The sequence below is a fragment of the Dorea sp. 210702-DFI.3.125 genome (assembly GCF_020560945.1).
GTDB classification, from domain to species: Bacteria; Bacillota; Clostridia; order Lachnospirales; family Lachnospiraceae; genus Dorea; species Dorea formicigenerans.
In genome coordinates this window covers 31,596-48,679 of sequence record NZ_JAJCNF010000010.1, presented here as the reverse complement: position 1 = coordinate 48,679, position 17,084 = coordinate 31,596, and the positions used below count along the sequence as shown (strand labels likewise).

At 45.4% G+C, this 17,084-nt stretch carries 20 protein-coding genes; 10 read left to right on the top strand and 10 right to left on the bottom strand.

The features are described 5' to 3' along the window. The 3 genes from LI164_RS06630 to LI164_RS06620 form a co-directional block, all read right to left on the bottom strand. Positions 1-1,812: an AAA family ATPase gene (locus LI164_RS06630; RefSeq protein ID WP_005333473.1), complete on the bottom strand. Its 1,812-nt coding sequence runs from the start codon at positions 1,810-1,812 to the stop codon at positions 1-3. A gap of 16 nt (positions 1,813-1,828) precedes the next feature. Next, positions 1,829-2,605, bottom strand: coding sequence for a hypothetical protein (locus LI164_RS06625; RefSeq protein ID WP_022415111.1), 777 nt, complete (start codon positions 2,603-2,605; stop codon positions 1,829-1,831). A gap of 141 nt (positions 2,606-2,746) precedes the next feature. Next, positions 2,747-3,448: a single-stranded DNA-binding protein gene (locus tag LI164_RS06620; protein WP_005333477.1), complete on the bottom strand. Its 702-nt coding sequence runs from the start codon at positions 3,446-3,448 to the stop codon at positions 2,747-2,749. A 325-nt stretch (positions 3,449-3,773) separates the two neighbouring features. Between LI164_RS06620 and LI164_RS06615 the strand changes: the two genes are divergently transcribed. The 10 genes from LI164_RS06615 (at position 3,774) to LI164_RS06570 (ending at position 10,119) form a co-directional block, all read left to right on the top strand. After that, positions 3,774-4,472, top strand: a complete 699-nt coding sequence (locus LI164_RS06615; protein ID WP_005333481.1) for a response regulator transcription factor — start codon at positions 3,774-3,776, stop codon at positions 4,470-4,472. 77 nt (positions 4,473-4,549) lie between these two features. Continuing rightward, the gene (locus tag LI164_RS06610; protein ID WP_008373911.1) at positions 4,550-5,476 is read left to right on the top strand and encodes an ABC transporter ATP-binding protein; all 927 of its coding nucleotides are present in this window, start codon (positions 4,550-4,552) and stop codon (positions 5,474-5,476) included. Continuing rightward, positions 5,469-6,320 carry an ABC transporter permease gene (locus LI164_RS06605; RefSeq protein ID WP_005333484.1) on the top strand — a complete coding sequence of 284 codons (852 nt, stop codon included), beginning with the start codon at positions 5,469-5,471 and terminating at the stop codon, positions 6,318-6,320. The genes LI164_RS06610 and LI164_RS06605 overlap by 8 nt, the downstream gene beginning before the upstream one ends. Then, complete coding sequence (locus LI164_RS06600; protein WP_005333486.1) at positions 6,321-7,217, top strand: sensor histidine kinase KdpD; 897 nt, start codon at positions 6,321-6,323, stop codon at positions 7,215-7,217. Positions 7,218-7,338: 121 nt separating this feature from the next. Continuing rightward, entirely contained in the window at positions 7,339-7,629 is a 291-nt protein-coding gene (locus LI164_RS06595) for a hypothetical protein (protein ID WP_022415108.1), read from the top strand. 3 nt (positions 7,630-7,632) lie between these two features. Beyond that, positions 7,633-7,965, top strand: coding sequence for a hypothetical protein (locus LI164_RS06590; protein WP_005333489.1), 333 nt, complete (start codon positions 7,633-7,635; stop codon positions 7,963-7,965). A 229-nt stretch (positions 7,966-8,194) separates the two neighbouring features. Further along, on the top strand, positions 8,195-8,629 hold the full coding sequence (locus LI164_RS06585; RefSeq protein WP_005333491.1) for a hypothetical protein: 435 nt from the start codon (positions 8,195-8,197) through the stop codon (positions 8,627-8,629). A gap of 3 nt (positions 8,630-8,632) precedes the next feature. Beyond that, entirely contained in the window at positions 8,633-8,992 is a 360-nt protein-coding gene (locus LI164_RS06580) for a YccF domain-containing protein (RefSeq protein ID WP_005333494.1), read from the top strand. 1 nt (position 8,993) lies between these two features. Beyond that, on the top strand, positions 8,994-9,830 hold the full coding sequence (locus LI164_RS06575) for an EcsC family protein (protein WP_005333496.1): 837 nt from the start codon (positions 8,994-8,996) through the stop codon (positions 9,828-9,830). Further along, the gene (locus LI164_RS06570; RefSeq protein WP_005333498.1) at positions 9,787-10,119 is read left to right on the top strand and encodes a DUF5301 domain-containing protein; all 333 of its coding nucleotides are present in this window, start codon (positions 9,787-9,789) and stop codon (positions 10,117-10,119) included. The genes LI164_RS06575 and LI164_RS06570 overlap by 44 nt, the downstream gene beginning before the upstream one ends. Positions 10,120-10,307: 188 nt before the next feature. On the opposite strand, the gene LI164_RS06565 is transcribed toward LI164_RS06570, so the two are convergent. The 7 genes from LI164_RS06565 to LI164_RS06535 form a co-directional block, all read right to left on the bottom strand. Continuing rightward, a complete protein-coding gene (locus LI164_RS06565) occupies positions 10,308-10,754 on the bottom strand; it encodes a hypothetical protein (protein WP_005333500.1) in 447 nt (148 codons plus the stop codon). Between the two features lie 13 nt (positions 10,755-10,767). Next, positions 10,768-11,454, bottom strand: coding sequence for a cell division protein (locus LI164_RS06560; RefSeq protein ID WP_227086907.1), 687 nt, complete (start codon positions 11,452-11,454; stop codon positions 10,768-10,770). Between the two features lie 20 nt (positions 11,455-11,474). Next, the gene (locus tag LI164_RS06555) at positions 11,475-12,062 is read right to left on the bottom strand and encodes a sigma-70 family RNA polymerase sigma factor (RefSeq protein WP_005333504.1); all 588 of its coding nucleotides are present in this window, start codon (positions 12,060-12,062) and stop codon (positions 11,475-11,477) included. A gap of 13 nt (positions 12,063-12,075) precedes the next feature. Continuing rightward, complete coding sequence (locus LI164_RS06550; protein WP_005333505.1) at positions 12,076-12,495, bottom strand: DUF3268 family zinc-finger domain-containing protein; 420 nt, start codon at positions 12,493-12,495, stop codon at positions 12,076-12,078. A gap of 160 nt (positions 12,496-12,655) precedes the next feature. Beyond that, positions 12,656-12,931 (bottom strand): hypothetical protein, encoded by a 276-nt coding sequence (locus tag LI164_RS06545; RefSeq protein WP_008373818.1) that lies wholly within the window; start codon positions 12,929-12,931, stop codon positions 12,656-12,658. A 62-nt stretch (positions 12,932-12,993) separates the two neighbouring features. Continuing rightward, positions 12,994-13,356 (bottom strand): hypothetical protein, encoded by a 363-nt coding sequence (locus LI164_RS06540; protein ID WP_040015509.1) that lies wholly within the window; start codon positions 13,354-13,356, stop codon positions 12,994-12,996. Between the two features lie 67 nt (positions 13,357-13,423). Then, entirely contained in the window at positions 13,424-17,056 is a 3,633-nt protein-coding gene (locus LI164_RS06535) for a VaFE repeat-containing surface-anchored protein (protein WP_226861981.1), read from the bottom strand. Positions 17,057-17,084 lie beyond the last annotated feature (28 nt).

The window sequence follows — 17,084 nt, the reverse complement described above, 5'->3', positions numbered from 1 at the left end:
CTACGCAGCAAGCACAGTATCCAGACAGCTTTCTTCCACTTCCGTACGGTTCTCAGCATCGGCAGAGGCAGAGGCAAGCACCGTGTAACGGGCCGCTTCCCGGATATCCCCGCAGACCATGTAGGACTGCACCCAGGAAATCAGCTCCCTCATGCCACAGCAGCCATCTGTAATGAGATTTTCCCGGCAGTAGACAGCCATGGATTTGACAATGCGTGTCATCAGACGTACCGTTTTTGCATCCTTGCATCCGGTAACAGCCATGGCACGTTCTACCTGTGTATCCTCATCCGGTTCATCCAGATCAATCACAAGGTTCATTCGGGAAATGACAGACTGGTTCATCTGTTTACAGCCTGCATAGTCATTGTTTGTGGTGATTACGATGGTCGTATCCGGATGACGGTGGATGGTTTCTCCGTTTGGAAGATATACGCTGTTACAGCGGTCTAAAAGGGAGTTAAGTCCAACCAGTACACCGGGATTAGCAATGACCGTAGGCTCCTGTATCTCAAGAATATACCCATAGCGGATGGCTTCGACTAGAGGCGTATCCACATACTGGAAGTTCTGTCCGGAGGTGTGTTCCTTATAATAGCTGTGCATTTCATCAAAAATCGTATCGATCAGCTTCTGGTAGGTGTCCTCGGCAGAAATTTCTTCATCATAGTTTCCGGTCAGCTTCTGATAGGCACCGGAGGGATCTAACTGGATTTCCTGAAAAGACGGGTACTGCCGCTGAAGCCGGGTGCGTTTTCCGTCCACATCCGGAAGAATCTGACCTAAAAGGTCGAATACCTCTGTATTTGCGGAACAGGTAATGCAGCGGTAAGGAAGGTGAAGTGCGGAAGCAATGGCTTTGGCTCCTTCGGTCTTTCCGGTACCTGCCGGTCCCCGTAAAAGAAAATTCCGCATCGGCTGTGTGGTATCCGTTGTCAGTTTTGCGTGTTCGCAGATCCGTTTGATTTCCGGAGGGATGATGTACCACTCTGCCAATGTCGGAACAGATACCTCCTCTTCCGGAGACAGCCTTCGGGATGCAGTCAGGATAAATTTCCCAACAAAATCATCTCTGGAAATGGCTGCCTGTGCTTTCTTAAATCCACTTCCTGGACGTAACACCTGAAAGTCTCCATGGAGCACTTCGGTTGGTGCATAGACCCCCTTCTGGATATTTAACGGTTTGATCAGCGACAATACGCCGTTTGCCGGAAGGTCAATCTTAACACCACCGGTCGGGAGACCTGATGCATAGCGGGTTCTCCGGTAAATGTTGTCGCAGAGAACGGCTGCTGTTTCCGCAGCGGCGTCCAGATCGGGATAACCGTTGTCCCGGTGCGCTTTTAATTCCTGATACTTTTCATTACACTCTTCATCTGCCAGAAAAACCGGCATCAGTGCGAACAGCAGAGCCGCACCGGACTGTTTGGAGTCTTTAAATTCGTATTTTTCCGGTGTGCTTTCCACATCCGGCGGAGGAGTATAGCAGCCTCCGTAAAACTTTCCGTTTAGCTGGTTGTAGACAACCACCTGAAGATCACCGGTTTTGCTCGGATATTCCGCCACAACAAAATTGTTGGATTGGGTACCGACCGCCCCAAGCTTTTCCGGCGGGGTACTGCCAACCGGGTTTTCCAGCTCCAGATAAGCAAGGACTGCCCGCAGGGTAGCTGCATGAAGCGTGGATTTTTTCCGTGGCTGAGTACAGTATTTGGATGCAATGTCATCAAAGATTGCATGGTCCGTATAATCCTCAAATGGTTCCGGGAGTTTGCGTTTGAACCCCCAGGTTGCTACGATGTTATTTGCCATGATTCGTTCCTCCTTCTTATGAGATCCAGGACAGTTCCAGTGCCTGCTCGGTCTCTTCTGTGGTCAATTCATCTTCAGTAAAAATCTCCGTCAATTCGCCCCAGTAATCTTTGGGCGGGAAATGTTCCAGCTTTCCCCGGACTTCCGGTTCAGTGCCGTTCAGAATATAGACATCTCCCTGCTCGTTGATAAACAGCTTTTCATAGCCCCTTGCCTGTAAGTCACCGACCAATTCCATCAGTAGCGGTTTCCCAATCAGGGAATACCATGATTTGGGATTAACGGCTGGTCTGGAATCCGGATTTCCTTCTGACGGTTCCTTTTTATGTAAGGATTCAATGGTCATCATCTGAAGCGTCAGACTGCCACGGGCATCCATGAGAATTTCCGCAAAATTATAACTTCCGGTATTCCGTGTGCGAATCCGTAATGGTTCCCCATCCAGTATCTGGGAGAGCGGTGGTTCTTTCACAAAATCCCATGTGGCATCCGGGAAGGCTTCCTTGAGCTTTCCGGTAATCTGGAATTTGATCTGTCTCCAGAGAATGGTTTCCAGATCAGGTGTTCCTTCCAGATGACGAGTTCTTTCTGGGCGTTTTCGTAGCTTATGCTCCCTGTTTTTCAGGCGTTCCGTGAAAAGCGGGAGAAGATAACTGAACAGCGTGACTCCGATACCGATCAGGGCAATGCCTGCAATCAGAAGCCGGTTGGCATCCTGTGGTACGAAAAGTGCTGCAAGAAACAGTACAAGCACGACAAACTGTAAGAATTTTTTTCGATTTGATTTTTTCATGAGCTGATTCCTTTCTGATTCATGATTCTTAGACAAGCCCGGAAGCTGGATGGGAAATCGCCGCTTCCGGACATGAAAAAGAGGAACTGCATCATCACAAAGATGATAAATGCAATTCCTCAACATAGGGTTCCTTGAGAGTTAATAGGGCAACTGGGATGCCATCTGTTCCGGCACATTTTGAAAGCCGTCAGTTGGCTGACTGCCCGGCATACCTCCGTAATTTGGCATTCCGGTATAACTGCCCTGCGGCGGGTAGCTGCTCTGTGGCTGACCGGTTCCGTTTGGCGGAGCCTGATACTGTCCGCCATTTGCAGGAGGCGTGTAGGCACCGTTAGCAGGAGCCATTCCCTGCTGTGGATAGCCGCCAGGCATTGCCTGATTCTGGTAGCTGCCATTGGGATTTCCCTGCATTGGGTAGCTGCCATTGCCGGCTGCACCGGGCGTTGCCGCACCACCATTCGGCTGGCTGTTCTGGTTTGCACCCGGATGTCCGGTATTGCTGTCAGAACGGTTGGATGGTACAAAGTGCCAGTCCTTGACATTGATCCTCGGACCGGCATTTGCCTGCCCCGCATTCTTTCCTTTCTGATAAATGAACGGATGAAGCTCCAGATCACCATAGATCATCAGCCCGGTTCCTTTCTTTACGCCTGCTTTTGCTAAGCGTTCTGCAAGGAACTTGTTAAAATAGCACTGATAGTAAATGGTTTCTTCCTTTCCATCCTGGCCTCGCTGTGAAACTGCAATGTCCAGAGAAACATATTCCGTACCGGAATTTTTTCCTTGCTGCATCTCAGGATCTCTTGTGGCCCTCCCTAAAATTGTTAAAATTGCTGACATAAAAATTCTCCTTTCTGCCTCTTTGGGCGTTAAAATAGATTAAAATAAAAAAAGTGCCATTATAGCACCGTATAAAACGGCAGTATAATGACACGATTTTCCAAACTTAAACTGCATATGCTTCTGGATGAATGGTCCAGACTCCCATGACGGGACAGCACAAAAACTTAAATACAAGATTATATTAACACAAGATATAGCATATGTCAAAAGAATTAGAACTATATATAGCATATGTAGACGAGGTGGAAGGATAATATCAAAAGAATTTTGGACATAGTTATAAAAGTGCAATATAATATTGTTTAAATCGGAAAATGGAAGGATGAGAAAAATGGAGCAGAAAAACAGAATTCTGATTGTAGAAGACGATACGGATATCAATAATCTTTTATATACGGCATTACAGAAAGCAGGGTATGAGACGGTACAGGCTTTTTCCGGGACGGAAGCGAGGATGCTGTTCCAGATGGATAAGGCGGGCTTTTCTTTGATTCTATTGGATCTGATGCTTCCGGGAATTTCAGGAGAAGAGGTGCTTGCCCAGATTCGGAAACAGGGCAATACGCCGGTTATTGTCCTGACAGCCAAAGACGGATTGGATGAAAAAATCGGGCTTCTTACCAGTGGGGCAGATGATTACATTACAAAACCGTTTGAGATACAGGAGGTGCTTGCCCGGATTCAGGTTCAGCTCCGCCATATGCAGCAGGAGCCGGAACATAAAAGCGTGTCATATAAAAACCTGGAACTGGACCGTGAGCGCTTTGAAGTCCGGATTGCCGGAGTGCTGCTTCCCAAAATTACAAAGCAGGAATTTGCAATTCTGGAGCTTTTACTGGAGCATCCGAAACAGGTCTTCAGCAAAGAAGAGATTTTTGAATATGCGTGGGATGAACACTATATGGGAGAGACAAAGACACTGGATGTACATATCAGCAATATCCGGAAAAAGATAAAAGCAGTAACGCAGGAGGAATATATTGATACCGTATGGGGAATCGGCTACCGTCTGCATTCTTAATCTTTACTCTTTTTTTACTATTTATTTGCGTTTGATTAGGATTTATCCGATATGATAACAGCAGATAAGAAAAGGAGATGAAAGCATTGAGTGAATTGTTATTAAGTACAAATGGATTGACGAAGCAGTATGGTCATCATAAGGCAGTGGATAAAGTAAACCTTCACATAAAAAAGGGTGCTATCTATGGATTTATCGGACGGAACGGTGCGGGAAAGACGACTTGCCTGAAGATGATCAGTGGACTTGCAAGACCGACAGCCGGAGAGATTGAGATGTTCGGGTGTAAAGGAAAAGAACTGGAGAGGATTCGTTCTCGTGTGGGGTGTCTGATTGAAGCACCGGGGCTGTATGGCAACATGAATGCATATACAAACCTGAAAATAAAATGTGAATTGTTTGGTATTCGGAAAAAGGGATACATCGAAGATATCTTAGAGACGGTCGGACTGGAAGGTGTCGGAAAGAAAAAAACGAAACATTTTTCCCTTGGAATGAAGCAGCGTCTCGGAATCGGGCTGGCACTGGTCGGGGAGCCGGATCTCCTGGTCCTTGATGAACCGATCAATGGGCTTGATCCCCAGGGAATTGCAGAGGTGCGTGATACCATACAGAGACTGCGAGATGAACGGAATATGACGATTTTGATATCCAGTCATATTTTAGAGGAATTATCTAAGATTGCAACGGATTATGGAATTATCCATAATGGAAGTCTTCTGCAGGAGCTGACAAGCGAAGAACTGATGAAACGCTGCAGTGAACGGATTGAAATAGAGTTAATCCATCCGGAGCAGGCAGTCCCGATTCTGGACAGAATGGGATTTACCAACTATCAGGTTACAGATAAGAGCCATATCCATATATTTGAACGATTGAATGAAAGCGCCAATGTCAATATGGAACTGGCAAAAGCAGGAATTTTGGTCAATGGAATTTCCATTACCAGTGAAGAACTGGAAACCTATTTCTTGAATCTGACAGGAGGGAATCAAAATGCTTAATATGATAAAAATGGATCTGTACCGGATGGTCCGGACAAAAAGTATGTATGTGGTATGGATTGTGATGGCGGCAGCTATATTCTTCTCCACATCCATGTCGAAACTGGATATTGATACGATGAACAAGGAAGCGGAACAACAGCAGACAGAAAACATTGCAGAAACAGTGAAACCAGAAACCATCAATATGGGAATGTCCGTATTCCTGCCGACACAGCCGGGAGAAAAAGTAACGGTCTTTGATCAGGTATATGCAAACCTGCAGGCGAAGTTTGTGGCGTTGTTTCTGGTGATTTTTACAGTGCTGTTTTCCAGTGCAGATATAGGAAGCGGTTATATTAAAAATATCGGCGGGCAGGTAAGGAGCCGGAGAAACCTGATCTTTTCCAAAGCTTCCGTGTTGTTTGTGTATACGACTGTTACCATGCTGCTTTATTTCATCATTCAGATTATTGCACAGCAGATGTACTTCGGATATCTGGAGTGGGGGAATGGAAGCGAGTTGCTGAGATACTTTGGTATTCAGATTTTGCTTCATTATGCACTGGTACTAATCAGTATGGCGATTGCGGTGGTTTTGAACAGCAACGTGTTCAGCATGACGATTGTTATCTGCCTGTGCATGAATACCATGATTGTCTTATACGGAGTGATCAATCATTTGATCCAGAAGGCAGGTGTGGAGAATTTCCAGATTTTGAAATATACAGTGACAGGAAAGATTGCACTTTTATCCATGTCACCGACCAATAAGGAATGCCTGACGGCAGTTGTGATTGCGGCGGCGTTCGGAATCGTGGTTACATTACTGACAGCATGGGTATTCAGAAAGAGAGATATCTAAATGATAAAACTAGGGTTCGTGCTATTGATAGCAGTGATACTGGTACAAGGAATGTTATTTTGGAAATACCAGCGGCAGGTGAAAGACATCTGCCGCCAGTTGTCGTTTCTGATGAAGCACGACAGCAACATGCTGATTACCAGAGAAATGGATTTTGGAGGCATTGGTGAGTTGGCAGATGTTTTAAACGAATGGCTGGAACTGAAGCGAAGGGAAAAGAAGGAATACTTGAAGAAAGAGGAGATGATTTCGGATACATATACAAATCTCTCACATGATATCCGTACTCCTTTGACATCCCTTGACGGATATTTTCAGTTAATGGAAACCTGTGAAGACCAGGAAGAGCAGAGACGGTATATGAAGATCATACAGGAGAGAATCGGCAGCCTGAAAGAAATGCTGGAAGAATTATTTACTTTTACAAAACTTAAAAACGATTCTTTTCATCTGGAAATGTCATCCTGCTGTATCAACAAGATTTTGAAAGATACCATATTTTCCTACTACGATGAATGGACGGGCAGAGGAATTGAACCGGAGATACAGATTACAGATAAACTGCTGTTTATGAACGGAAATGAACAGGGAATCCAGAGAATTTTTCAGAATATCATAAAAAACGGACTGGATCACGGGGAGAAGAAAATCAGTATTTCACTGGAAGAAGTTGAAAACAACATCCGGATACAGATAAAAAATCAAGTATGTCATGTGGAAAAAATAAATGTAGATCAGGTGTTTGAACGGTTTTATAAAGCGGATGAAGCACGCAGTAAGACTTCCAGCGGTCTCGGCTTATCAATTGCGAAAGAGCTGGTACTTCGTATGGATGGGAAAATCAGCGCCCGGATAGAAGGGAATGAGTTCTGTGTGGAGATTGTGTTTCCAAAATAAAAGGAAAAATTTATATTAAAGCAAGTGAAAATGGGGAATGACTTTATATAGGTTTCATGGTAGAATTACAGTAGAAAGAGAAGAGTCACTCAGTCATTTGTTGTATGAAAGGATGAGTATAATGTATAAAGTAGAACTTAAATTTGATACAAGCAAGCTCGCTCCGGAAACGGTAAATCAGATGTGTGAACAGGCAGATCAGATTTTTGAGCAGGAGGATTTAAGCTGTGCAGTCAAAGCCCTTGGAAGCAGGATTTATCTTGACCGGGGACGCAAGCAGGACTATGGAAGATTCTGGGCAGCAATCTTTCAGTTGAAAAACTCCGTAGGAATTGCAGAGAATTTGTTAGAGTGTTTCTGGTATAACGGAACAGAAAAGGAGAACCTGATTACAGACTTTATAAGGAACTAACAGATGGACAGCTTACAGAGGAAAGGCATCAATTTTGACCTGAATACACAAGCACTAAAGGAATATTATCCGAAAGGTGACTGGCATAATGCATATGCGGATGTAAGGGACTTTTTTGAAGCAAACGGATTTGAGCATATTCAGGGATCGGGATATCATTCGGTGGAAGCAATGTCAGAAGCAAAAGCCATGGCAGTTATTTATCAGATGACAAAAGAATTTCCATGGCTCAATTATTGTGTGAATGTGTGTACCATATCAGATGTACCGGAACTGTTTGATATCTCGCATGTATTTGCCAGAGAAGCGGAACGGTTGGAAAAGAAAAATGCATGATTTGACAAATTATTTCCAATATGTTATATTCATCTCAAGCAAAAAAGGGAGTAGCTGAACGCCTTGAAAGAGGTGGTTTTGTAACCGACAACCGGTATCGAGAGATACCCGTAGCAAATGAGATAGCAAGACTTTTATTGTGGCAGAGGTCATGATAGGAGTCTTTTTTTATTATGAAATATAGAAAATCTGCCGCAATAGTCTGCTAAAAAGAAAGAGAGGATAAACGATGAGTAACGAAATGATGAAACGGGAAATGCAGGAAGCAGTACAGGCAGGGGAGCGGGCGCTTCAGAGCCTTTACGCAGCAAGGGATAAGTTGGGAAGTGCGAGAAACTGGGGCATTTTTGATATGCTTGGAGGAGGCTTTATCAGTGACTTTGTGAAGCATTCTAAAATGAATGACGCAGCTGCGTTGATGGAACAGGCGAAAAGCGATATTCAGCGTTTTCAGAGAGAATTAAGAGATGTGCAGGTTTCCTTGGATCTGCGCATGGAAATCGGCAGCTTCCTTTCCTTTGCGGATTTCTTTCTGGACGGGCTGGTGGCAGATTATATGGTGCAGAGCAAGATTGCAGATGCAAGAGAACAGGTGGATGATGCCATCAACCGGATAGAAAAGATACTTGCTGATGTGAAAAATCGGATGAATGGGGAGGTGTAGCATATGGGATGCCTGGGAAATGTGTTGTGGTTTGTGTTTGGCGGCGCAGTCAGTGGGCTGAGCTGGTGTCTGGCAGGTTGTCTCTGGTGTATTACCGTTGTGGGGATTCCGGTGGGGATGCAGTGTTTTAAATTTGCGGCGCTTAGTTTTTTCCCCTTTGGAAAAGAGGTGCAGTATGGTGGCGGAGCTGGTTCGTTCCTTTTGAATATCATCTGGCTGATTGTATCCGGTCTGCCTCTTGCACTGGAGCATCTGGCGTTGGGTACAGCTTTATGTGTGACGATTATCGGAATCCCGTTTGGTTTACAGCAGTTTAAACTGGCGAAACTGGCATTGATGCCGTTTGGTGCGGAGGTGTATTAAGATGCGATTATTTGATAAAAGGACACCGCTTCAGAAGGAGTGGGAAAAGCTGGAAGTACAGGAGCAGAGATTCCTTCAGAAGCGTTCAGAGAAAAGGGAGAGCATTCTGAATCAGAAACTGGAGGAAAAGATACCGCCGAAACTTCAGAAAACATTGGATACCGCTTTTGCGAAGGCATTTGCTCTGATTTTCGAGAAAGGAACCGGGGTTATTGAAAAGACGTATCAGCGGACAAAACTGGAGCAGGATTATCAGGTGCGGCAGTATATGGCGGATGTAAAGCAGAATTCCAAATCCCTCCGCTCTTTTTCTAAAAAGGCAAGAGATACGGGAACAAAGAATTTACTGCTATCCGGTGTGTCTGGAATCGGGATGGGCGTATTGGGAATCGGTCTGCCGGATATTCCGGTATTTACAGGGATGATTTTAAAGAATATTTATGAGACTGCTCTGCAGTATGGATACAGCTATGAAAGCAGGGAAGAAAAATATTTTATCTTATTATTGATCCGGGGAGCAGTATCCTATGGGGATACACTTTGTGAGATTGACGGGAAAGTAAATGAATTTATCAGAAACGGAATACTGCCGGAAGAGTATCAGGATAAGGAGCAGATCGAACAAACGGCGGGAGCTTTGTCAAAAGAGCTTCTGTATATGAAGTTCTTACAGGGAATTCCGGTGGTTGGTGCTGTAGGCGGAGCTTATGATGCAGTCTACATGAAACGGATCACAGAGTATGCAGAGCTGAAATACCGGCACAGGTATCTGGCGGGGCGGAAAAAGGCAGAGAATGGACAATTATGTAAAAGGTGTAAAAGTTATAGAGATATATGATGCCGCAAATAAGGAATTGCTGGTAAAGTATGATGATAAGCATAATATAGACAAGGTTATTTCTGCTTTAAATATAAAATCATGGAAAGAGACAGAAAAAAGCATAGGTATGAACCCTAAATATACCATAAAATTTTATTGCGATACTACGAACCAAGATGAAGAAAAAGATATAAAAGAAATTACCCTTTATGAAAATGGGGAATATGCTACGATTTTTATTACTTCTCCTGGCGGAGTAAAACAAAACTATAAAACGAGCATTGATATTTCTGAATTGGTTATCTAATAATATTTGTGTAATGAGAATGAAAATCTAATTCTTTCAAGTTTAACTAAGACATTCCCGGAGCAAATGCTCATGGCATTGAAGCGGATACAAACACTATTGTTTGATAGAAATAAGAGAGGTTATTTATAATAAAATGAGCCGCCAGAACTGTAGGGGTGATGCAGTACGGGCGGCTCATTTTCTATCTAAACGGATGTATCCGGAAGTTCCGGCAGTTGATCGGTGAGTTCTTCATATCCGAGAATATCTCCGGCACATGGCATCGATTGCCCTGTTCCCTGCTGTGGTTTCCGGAAGTACAGCCGATACCGATGTCCCTCTAGGAGTTTGATATTCTTTTCCAGTGAGAAGGCGTATTCCTTTCCGTTATCACTGGCAAACCAATATTGCTGGTTTTTCCCGAAGAGTGTCTGTTCCCGTTTCGTGCAGCTTACGTCCAGTGACAGATAAGCATGTGTATGGATCAGGTGGTAGAAACTGAGTGCACGCAAGATGCTGCAGATTCCGATGAGGAGGCTCATGAGGATAAAGAGCCGGTCATGGGTGGCGATCCCGAAGATGCACCCAAAAAGTACACAGAAAAAGCCGATTGCACTGATGGCAACCAGCTTTGTGAAAAATGGTTTTGGCATAAGGTTCCTTCCTTTAACATGTATGAAATGTGATTTGTTTATTCAGGTACAAATTAGCAATAGCCTGCAGCACTGGATACTGGGTATGGTGAATCTGGACATCATCCACAAGTGTTTGGTAAGTTGTCTCCGGTTCTGTGTATAACTCATCCATAATATCCGATTCGTTGTGGATTACTTTTTCCTGCTCCATACTTGTGACAAGCTCAGCGGTCGTGAGGGATACCTTATCAGCCAGCTTCAGAATGGTATCTTCCATCGGTGAAGAGGGTTTCTTCTTTAAATATCTGCCAAACTCTTTTGCACCAATAGTTCCTTCCAGATAAAGCTGAACGCAGCCAAAGAGCCGGATGGGAAAGGTATCCTTCAAGTGAATAATGGTCAGACTGCCGAGAAGGCGATATAAGGCATCCACCCCTGTCAGTCCAATTCCGCTTACAACCAGACCGCGTAAGGAAAGTCGGTTCAGATAGTGTTGGAAGGATAAGCCTTTCGGACCTTCTTTCTGTATCTGGCGCAGGGTATAGGCATCCTGGAGTTCATGGAGCGTCAGAATCTGGAAGGCAAGACAGCTCCAGAGCAGCAGCTCGTCATCCGATAGTCCATATTCTTGTCCATCGTTGATTACAAGAGGAATGGATTTTCCGCCTGTCGTTTTTTGAAATTTTAAGGTTCCGACAGCAGTATAAAGTGTCAGCATAAAAGTTCCCTCCTTCAAGGTTAAGTCAGAAGTGCATAGAGTGCATCATCCTGCTGTAATAGTTTCCGTGCTTTGCTCTGCCATGCCCGTACACGATTGGCTGGTACTTGGTAGTGTTTTGCCAAGTCAAAGCTGGTATATCCCTGCTGTTGCAGATAGAGGGCTACAATTCCCTTCTGAATAGTTGAGGACTGTCCGGTGCCAAGCTGGGTTAAATGCTCAAGAAGCAAGGTCTGGTTTGTGTCCTTTTCCGGGTGAGTTGTTTGTGTATCCTCGTAGGAAAACAAATCACGATAATGGAGATGTTCATCTTCAGATGATGCTTCGTCCAGAGAACAGAGCATGGAGCGGTCACGGGCAATTTTCCGCCAGTAGTCAAAGATGGCATGACGGATGATAGTTTTGGCATAAGGCTGGAATGATCTTCCTTCCTCAAATCCGACAGCCGACCGGCACAAAGCCAGATATCCAATCTGACATAATTCCTGTTGTTCTTCCTCAGTTACATAGGCAGCGGTGCGGGTCATGGAACGAATCATGATCGGAACCAGATCCATGGATTTTTCCACCAGTTGTTTTTGCTTTTTATTTAGTGGTAAGGTCATCATCAATCACCGCCTTTCAGCTGGCTGCCCGGAGGCGGAAGGGAATATGGTTGTTCTTTAAAACATCTGCGGATTCCCGAATGAGCTGGTCGCACATATAGTTGCTGAACTGTCCGATGTGAGCCTGCTTATCTGTCAGACAGAACTTATCTGCCACCCAGCGATATGCTTCCGGTTTGGAAAGGATGCCCTGTTGCCAGATCTGATCGAAAATTCGATGTGCCTGAATCCGCTTTTGACGAAGCTCCCGGTTGGCGAGCGTTCCTTTTGGTATCTTGGTTCCCGGATGTACCCCGACATAGGAATTGCAGGATGGATAGTGGGAGCAGACATAAACCTGTCCGCCATGAGAATGCGTTCCATATACAAAGGATGCATCTCTTAATATTGCTGTTCCGCCGCAGTAAGGGCAGCGGATGATTTTTGGTTTCTTCATCTGTTTTCACCTCGCTTGTACATACACGATACGTAACGTGTACGTGAATAACCAGTACGTACTGTATACTTATATTGTAAGTAAGCAGGTGATGAATTCCCATAGGACGCAAGCGGATACTGATCCCAGATTCGGACTAAATGGCACGAATCCCCATTTTTCAGATGCCGGGATAGAAAATTGCTCGGATGAGCGGGAATAAGCCGCTGTCTGTGAAACGTGGATAATTAACCGGTGTAAAGATGAACTTCTCACAGAAAATCCGTAGCAGGAATAAGCTGATCAGTACCAGACAGAGCAGGTAAGTGTTCCTGCGCCTTCTGGTCCATGGCTTTTTCGGACGGAATTTCACATACAGGACAAAAATCATGGGAATAAATATCAGGTTCGTAAAGACCTGATCGATACATTGGATGATTGAAATTACGTTTAACATAGGCAGTGCCTCCTTTCTTTACATATCCTGTACGTATAAGAGCCTGAAAGTGCAACTTTTTGTTACCAGTCATATTGCTGGTTCTCCTGAAGCCGGAGCAGTGCCGGAATGGGACATGGCTTTAAAGGCAGCTTCTGAGCGGCCAGATAGGGCAGATAAAGCTCTGTAAAAGCAGCAATGCTCATGCTTCCGGTACATTCGGTTGGCTCCGGTATCCGGGGAAACAAAAGCGCTGCATCTGAAAGAGGGAGGATGCAGGGGCTTCCCGTTTCATCCGGATGGAATAAAAAGCCAGAGTTCTCACAGCTTTCCTGTGCGTTACAAGTGCGGCACCAGACGTAGATACAGGAGTGCCAGTTCCCTTCACAGAGGTTCAGAAAATGACGGATGTGCTTGGCATCTGTCTTGCAGTGGGGGTGTTTCATATTCATCACCTACTAAAGAAGCAGGCAGTTCCATGTGGGAGCTGCCTGCAGGAGTCTTCGTTATGAGTTACTGATGTTTCTTTTTGCGTTTGAAGTAAACGATGCCCAGGACACTTGCACCTGCAAGTGCAGCTATGGCGATTCCGGCATACAGGAGAAGCGGCGTCTCATCGCCGGTCTTTACAGGCGGAGCTACCGGAGGCGTCTCCGGTTCTTTCGAAAGCTCCGTCATGTGTACGGTCTGACCTTCATCCTTCAGATCCTCATGGGAAGCAATCTCATGCTCGGTTTTTCCGTCTGTATAGTAGAGCTTTTCAAAGACAACCACATCCTGTCCGGCAAGAGCAGAAGCGTCGAAGGTAAAGGTAACTTCCACAGAGCCGCCAGCTTTTTCTGCTTTAAATTCTGCCTGAGCGGTAACTGGTTTTCCGTCTTTTAACAAAGCCTCTCCGGTTTCCTTATTCATCAGGGTTCCGATGACTTTGTACTCAGATCCAGGCATCAGACCATGATAAGTGACCGTATCTACGATAGTCGCTTCCTTGGAAGCAGAGACATCCTGATCCCCGTCACTGCCGTCTTTGGCTGTGGTTTTGATTTCCGGGAAGTAGATGGTCTGGTTGGCATCTTTGATGTCCGCATGTACCGCTACTTCGTGATCTTCAAAAGTCATTGTTTCAAATGCCACGAGCGTTTTTCCGGAAAGTGCAGAGGCATCAAAGGTAAAGGAAAGCTCTACGCTGCCGTTAGCTTCTTCCGGAGTGAAACTTGTTTCTGCAGTCACAGCTTTGCCATCCACATCGAAAGGTTTTTCGGTTTCCGCATCCATGAGTGTTCCTGTCAGCTTGTACTCTTTGCCTGGGATCAGGTTTTTGTATTCCACAAGGTCTGTAAGCGTCAGTTCTTTTTCCGGTTTTGCATAGTGTGTGCCGGAAGCAGCATCTGTTGCAGTGGTTTTGATTTCCGGGAAGTAAATAGTCTGTCCTTCATCCGCAATGTCTGTGTGTACGGCAACTTCCTTGTCTTTGTAAGCCAGGGATTCAAAGACAACTACTGTTTTCCCTTTTAAGGAGCTGGCATCAAAGGTAAAGGTAACATCTACCGTACCAGCGGATTCTTTTGGCTTGAAGGATGCTTTTGCTGTCACCGGTTTTCCGTCTGCTTCGACTGGTTTCTTTGTTTCTTTATCTATCAGAGTTCCAGTCACTTCATATTTCTGGTTAGGAACCAGCCCCTTAAAGGAAACCGTATCCACCAGCGTGATTTCTTCCTTTGCACAGGAAATATTGGAGTTCGTGTCCGCATCTTTCGCAGTAGTCTTGATTTCCGGGAAATAGATGGTCTGGTCTTCATCGTTGATGTCGGTATGGACTGCAAGCTGCATCTCATCCTGATATAATTCCTCGAAGACAACGGTTGTTTTTCCCTTTAAGGAAGTTGCATCAAAGGTAAAGGTTACTTTGACGGAGCCGGAGGATTTCTTTGCAGTAAATTCAGTTTCAGAAATCACCGGTTTTTCATCCACAAGGATTGGTTCCCCGGTTTTTTTATCCATTAAGGTTCCAGTCAGTTTGTATTTCTGGCCCTTTTTCAGTCCTTCGTATTCCACAACGTCTTCAATGGTCACTTCTTTTGCCGGCTGGCTCATGTGTGTACCGGTCTCGGCATCCAGAGCAGTCGTGCCGATCTCAATGGCATCATCGGTCAGAGTTCCAACCTGTATCAGAACAGAATCCTTATAAACCTTGACTTCAAAGGTTAAAAGATCCATGCCTTTGTTGGAATCACAACGCTGTTCCGCCAGAGTGTAAGTATCGTAAATGAGAGCGCCTTTGGAATCATCCGGTTTGGAGGTGCCGAACCAGATGCCGTCTTCCGAAGACTCACCCCGGTTGGTATTTGCGGTATGTTTGTTCCATTTGGAGGAAGTGCTGGCATAACCGTTGGCATCTGTCACAATCACATGGCTTTCGCCTGTTGTTTTGGAAGTGATCTTAAATGGCACATTTGCCAGACGGTTCTGGCTGCCGTCAGCAATCTTGACAAATTCCAGATCCCCGCGGATGACCTGATTGGAGATGGAATTGTCTTTTGCAGTCAGTTCCACGATTTTTCCCTGTTCTGTGATGTCAAATTCTACAGAGATCTTTCCGCTGTTCAGATAACCGGAAGGTGCAGTTGTTTCATCCACACGGTAATGTCCGAATGGGAGAGCATCTTTTGCAGTTGCAGCAGAACCGGATTTATCGGCAGTAAGTGTAAGGACAACCTGATCTTTCGTGTAGGATGTTCCGTCTACTAATACCGGATTTTCATTTAACGTAGTGATCGCAAAGACAGTACCTTCCAAAGTGGCAGAACCCTGCGGTTTTGCTTCTCCGGTCTCGCTGTCACGTTTCTGGATCTTCACTCCGCCACGGATGACAGATTCTTCTATGGTAGAAGACTGGTATACCGAAACCATTTCCTGCTTACCGTCACCTGTAATTTTCTGTACGAAGACAGTTGGATTGAGCTGGTATCCGGCAGGGGCTTTGCTTTCCTGTACCGTTATGGTACCGAGCGGAAGACAGACGGTCTTGCCATCACTGGTATAGTAAAAGGCATCGCCGCTTACAAAGGAATCTTTGGTAAAATGCATCTTTCCGGAAACATCTGTTTTTAATACCCAGGTACGTGCCGGTTTCTTTCCAGCTTCCGCAGGATCACTGTCAGACTGCTCGGTATAGAACTTGACTGTAAATTCTGCGTTTGCAAGGGAAGCTGCTCCCTGTGGGGAGGCTTTCTTTGTTTCGGCATCCAGCTTTTCAAGCACCAGATTCATGGGATTATTCTGCGGAATATCTGTTACGTTTGCAGCAGAAGTCTGTTCTGCTTTTACGGTGACTTTGTGAGCTTTGGTGTCTACAATGTAGCCTTTGGAAGCAGAGAGCTCTTTTATGGTATAATCGCCTTCCTCCAGTTCGCCGGATCTGGCATACCCGTTTTCATCAGTGGTCAGTTTCTGGATGAGCTTCTCACCCTGATAGATCCCATACACAGCACCCTTTAAGCTGTAATTCGGATTCCCGTCCGATACGCTTCCGTTGGCAGAAGATTTTTTCAGTTCGATCCAGCCGTTTGGAACCTGATACCAGCTTCCGGCAATGGTCTGGCTGCCCTGTCCCGGAACGATGAATGCCCGGAAGCCTTCCGGCGGGTTCGGAAGTCCCTGAATGGCACTGGCTACTTCCAGTGCTTTATCAATATAGGACTGCGGGGCGCCATGGAAAGCTCCGGTGTCAGCGGAATTACCGGCATAGATGTAAGCGACAACCAGATGTCCGATGACATAGCTGTTATCATCACTCCAGCCACTGAAATATTTATCCTTGACGACTTTATCGTAGCCGTAACCGCCGTTTAAGTAGTAGAGCGCTTTTCTGAGCGGGGAGTTCTGGCTTAAAAGGTCATAGGAATAGGAACCAGAGGAAGGTGTTTTCTTCAGTGGTTCCACGCAGTAGGCAGTATTGCTCCCGTCAAAGCTCATGCGGGAGGTAAAATAGCTGCCGTAAGGGATATTGGCACCTGCCTTATAGCTGATGGTGCCGTCGGCTGCATGAACCGGAAAACTGCCGGAAAACAATGCGCCGACTGCGACAAGGACTGCCAGCAGCATAGCCAGCGTCCGTCTGGTATAGGATTTGTATGTCTGTAACATAAGTCTCCTCCTTCTTGAAGTTCAAATG

Coding starts and splice junctions, on each gene's coding strand:
- LI164_RS06560 (WP_227086907.1), bottom strand. CDS start 11,454: ATGCTGACACTTTATACTGCTGTCGGAACCTTAAAATTTCAAAAAACG.
- LI164_RS06605 (WP_005333484.1), top strand. CDS start 5,469: ATGCTTAATATGATAAAAATGGATCTGTACCGGATGGTCCGGACAAAA.
- LI164_RS06550 (WP_005333505.1), bottom strand. CDS start 12,495: ATGAAGAAACCAAAAATCATCCGCTGCCCTTACTGCGGCGGAACAGCA.
- LI164_RS06575 (WP_005333496.1), top strand. CDS start 8,994: ATGCGATTATTTGATAAAAGGACACCGCTTCAGAAGGAGTGGGAAAAG.
- LI164_RS06610 (WP_008373911.1), top strand. CDS start 4,550: ATGAAAGCATTGAGTGAATTGTTATTAAGTACAAATGGATTGACGAAG.
- LI164_RS06555 (WP_005333504.1), bottom strand. CDS start 12,062: ATGATGACCTTACCACTAAATAAAAAGCAAAAACAACTGGTGGAAAAA.
- LI164_RS06545 (WP_008373818.1), bottom strand. CDS start 12,931: ATGTTAAACGTAATTTCAATCATCCAATGTATCGATCAGGTCTTTACG.
- LI164_RS06565 (WP_005333500.1), bottom strand. CDS start 10,754: ATGCCAAAACCATTTTTCACAAAGCTGGTTGCCATCAGTGCAATCGGC.
- LI164_RS06630 (WP_005333473.1), bottom strand. CDS start 1,812: ATGGCAAATAACATCGTAGCAACCTGGGGGTTCAAACGCAAACTCCCG.
- LI164_RS06535 (WP_226861981.1), bottom strand. CDS start 17,056: ATGTTACAGACATACAAATCCTATACCAGACGGACGCTGGCTATGCTG.
- LI164_RS06570 (WP_005333498.1), top strand. CDS start 9,787: ATGGACAATTATGTAAAAGGTGTAAAAGTTATAGAGATATATGATGCC.
- LI164_RS06590 (WP_005333489.1), top strand. CDS start 7,633: ATGGACAGCTTACAGAGGAAAGGCATCAATTTTGACCTGAATACACAA.
- LI164_RS06625 (WP_022415111.1), bottom strand. CDS start 2,605: ATGAAAAAATCAAATCGAAAAAAATTCTTACAGTTTGTCGTGCTTGTA.
- LI164_RS06595 (WP_022415108.1), top strand. CDS start 7,339: ATGTATAAAGTAGAACTTAAATTTGATACAAGCAAGCTCGCTCCGGAA.
- LI164_RS06585 (WP_005333491.1), top strand. CDS start 8,195: ATGAGTAACGAAATGATGAAACGGGAAATGCAGGAAGCAGTACAGGCA.
- LI164_RS06580 (WP_005333494.1), top strand. CDS start 8,633: ATGGGATGCCTGGGAAATGTGTTGTGGTTTGTGTTTGGCGGCGCAGTC.
- LI164_RS06540 (WP_040015509.1), bottom strand. CDS start 13,356: ATGAAACACCCCCACTGCAAGACAGATGCCAAGCACATCCGTCATTTT.
- LI164_RS06600 (WP_005333486.1), top strand. CDS start 6,321: ATGATAAAACTAGGGTTCGTGCTATTGATAGCAGTGATACTGGTACAA.
- LI164_RS06615 (WP_005333481.1), top strand. CDS start 3,774: ATGAGAAAAATGGAGCAGAAAAACAGAATTCTGATTGTAGAAGACGAT.
- LI164_RS06620 (WP_005333477.1), bottom strand. CDS start 3,448: ATGTCAGCAATTTTAACAATTTTAGGGAGGGCCACAAGAGATCCTGAG.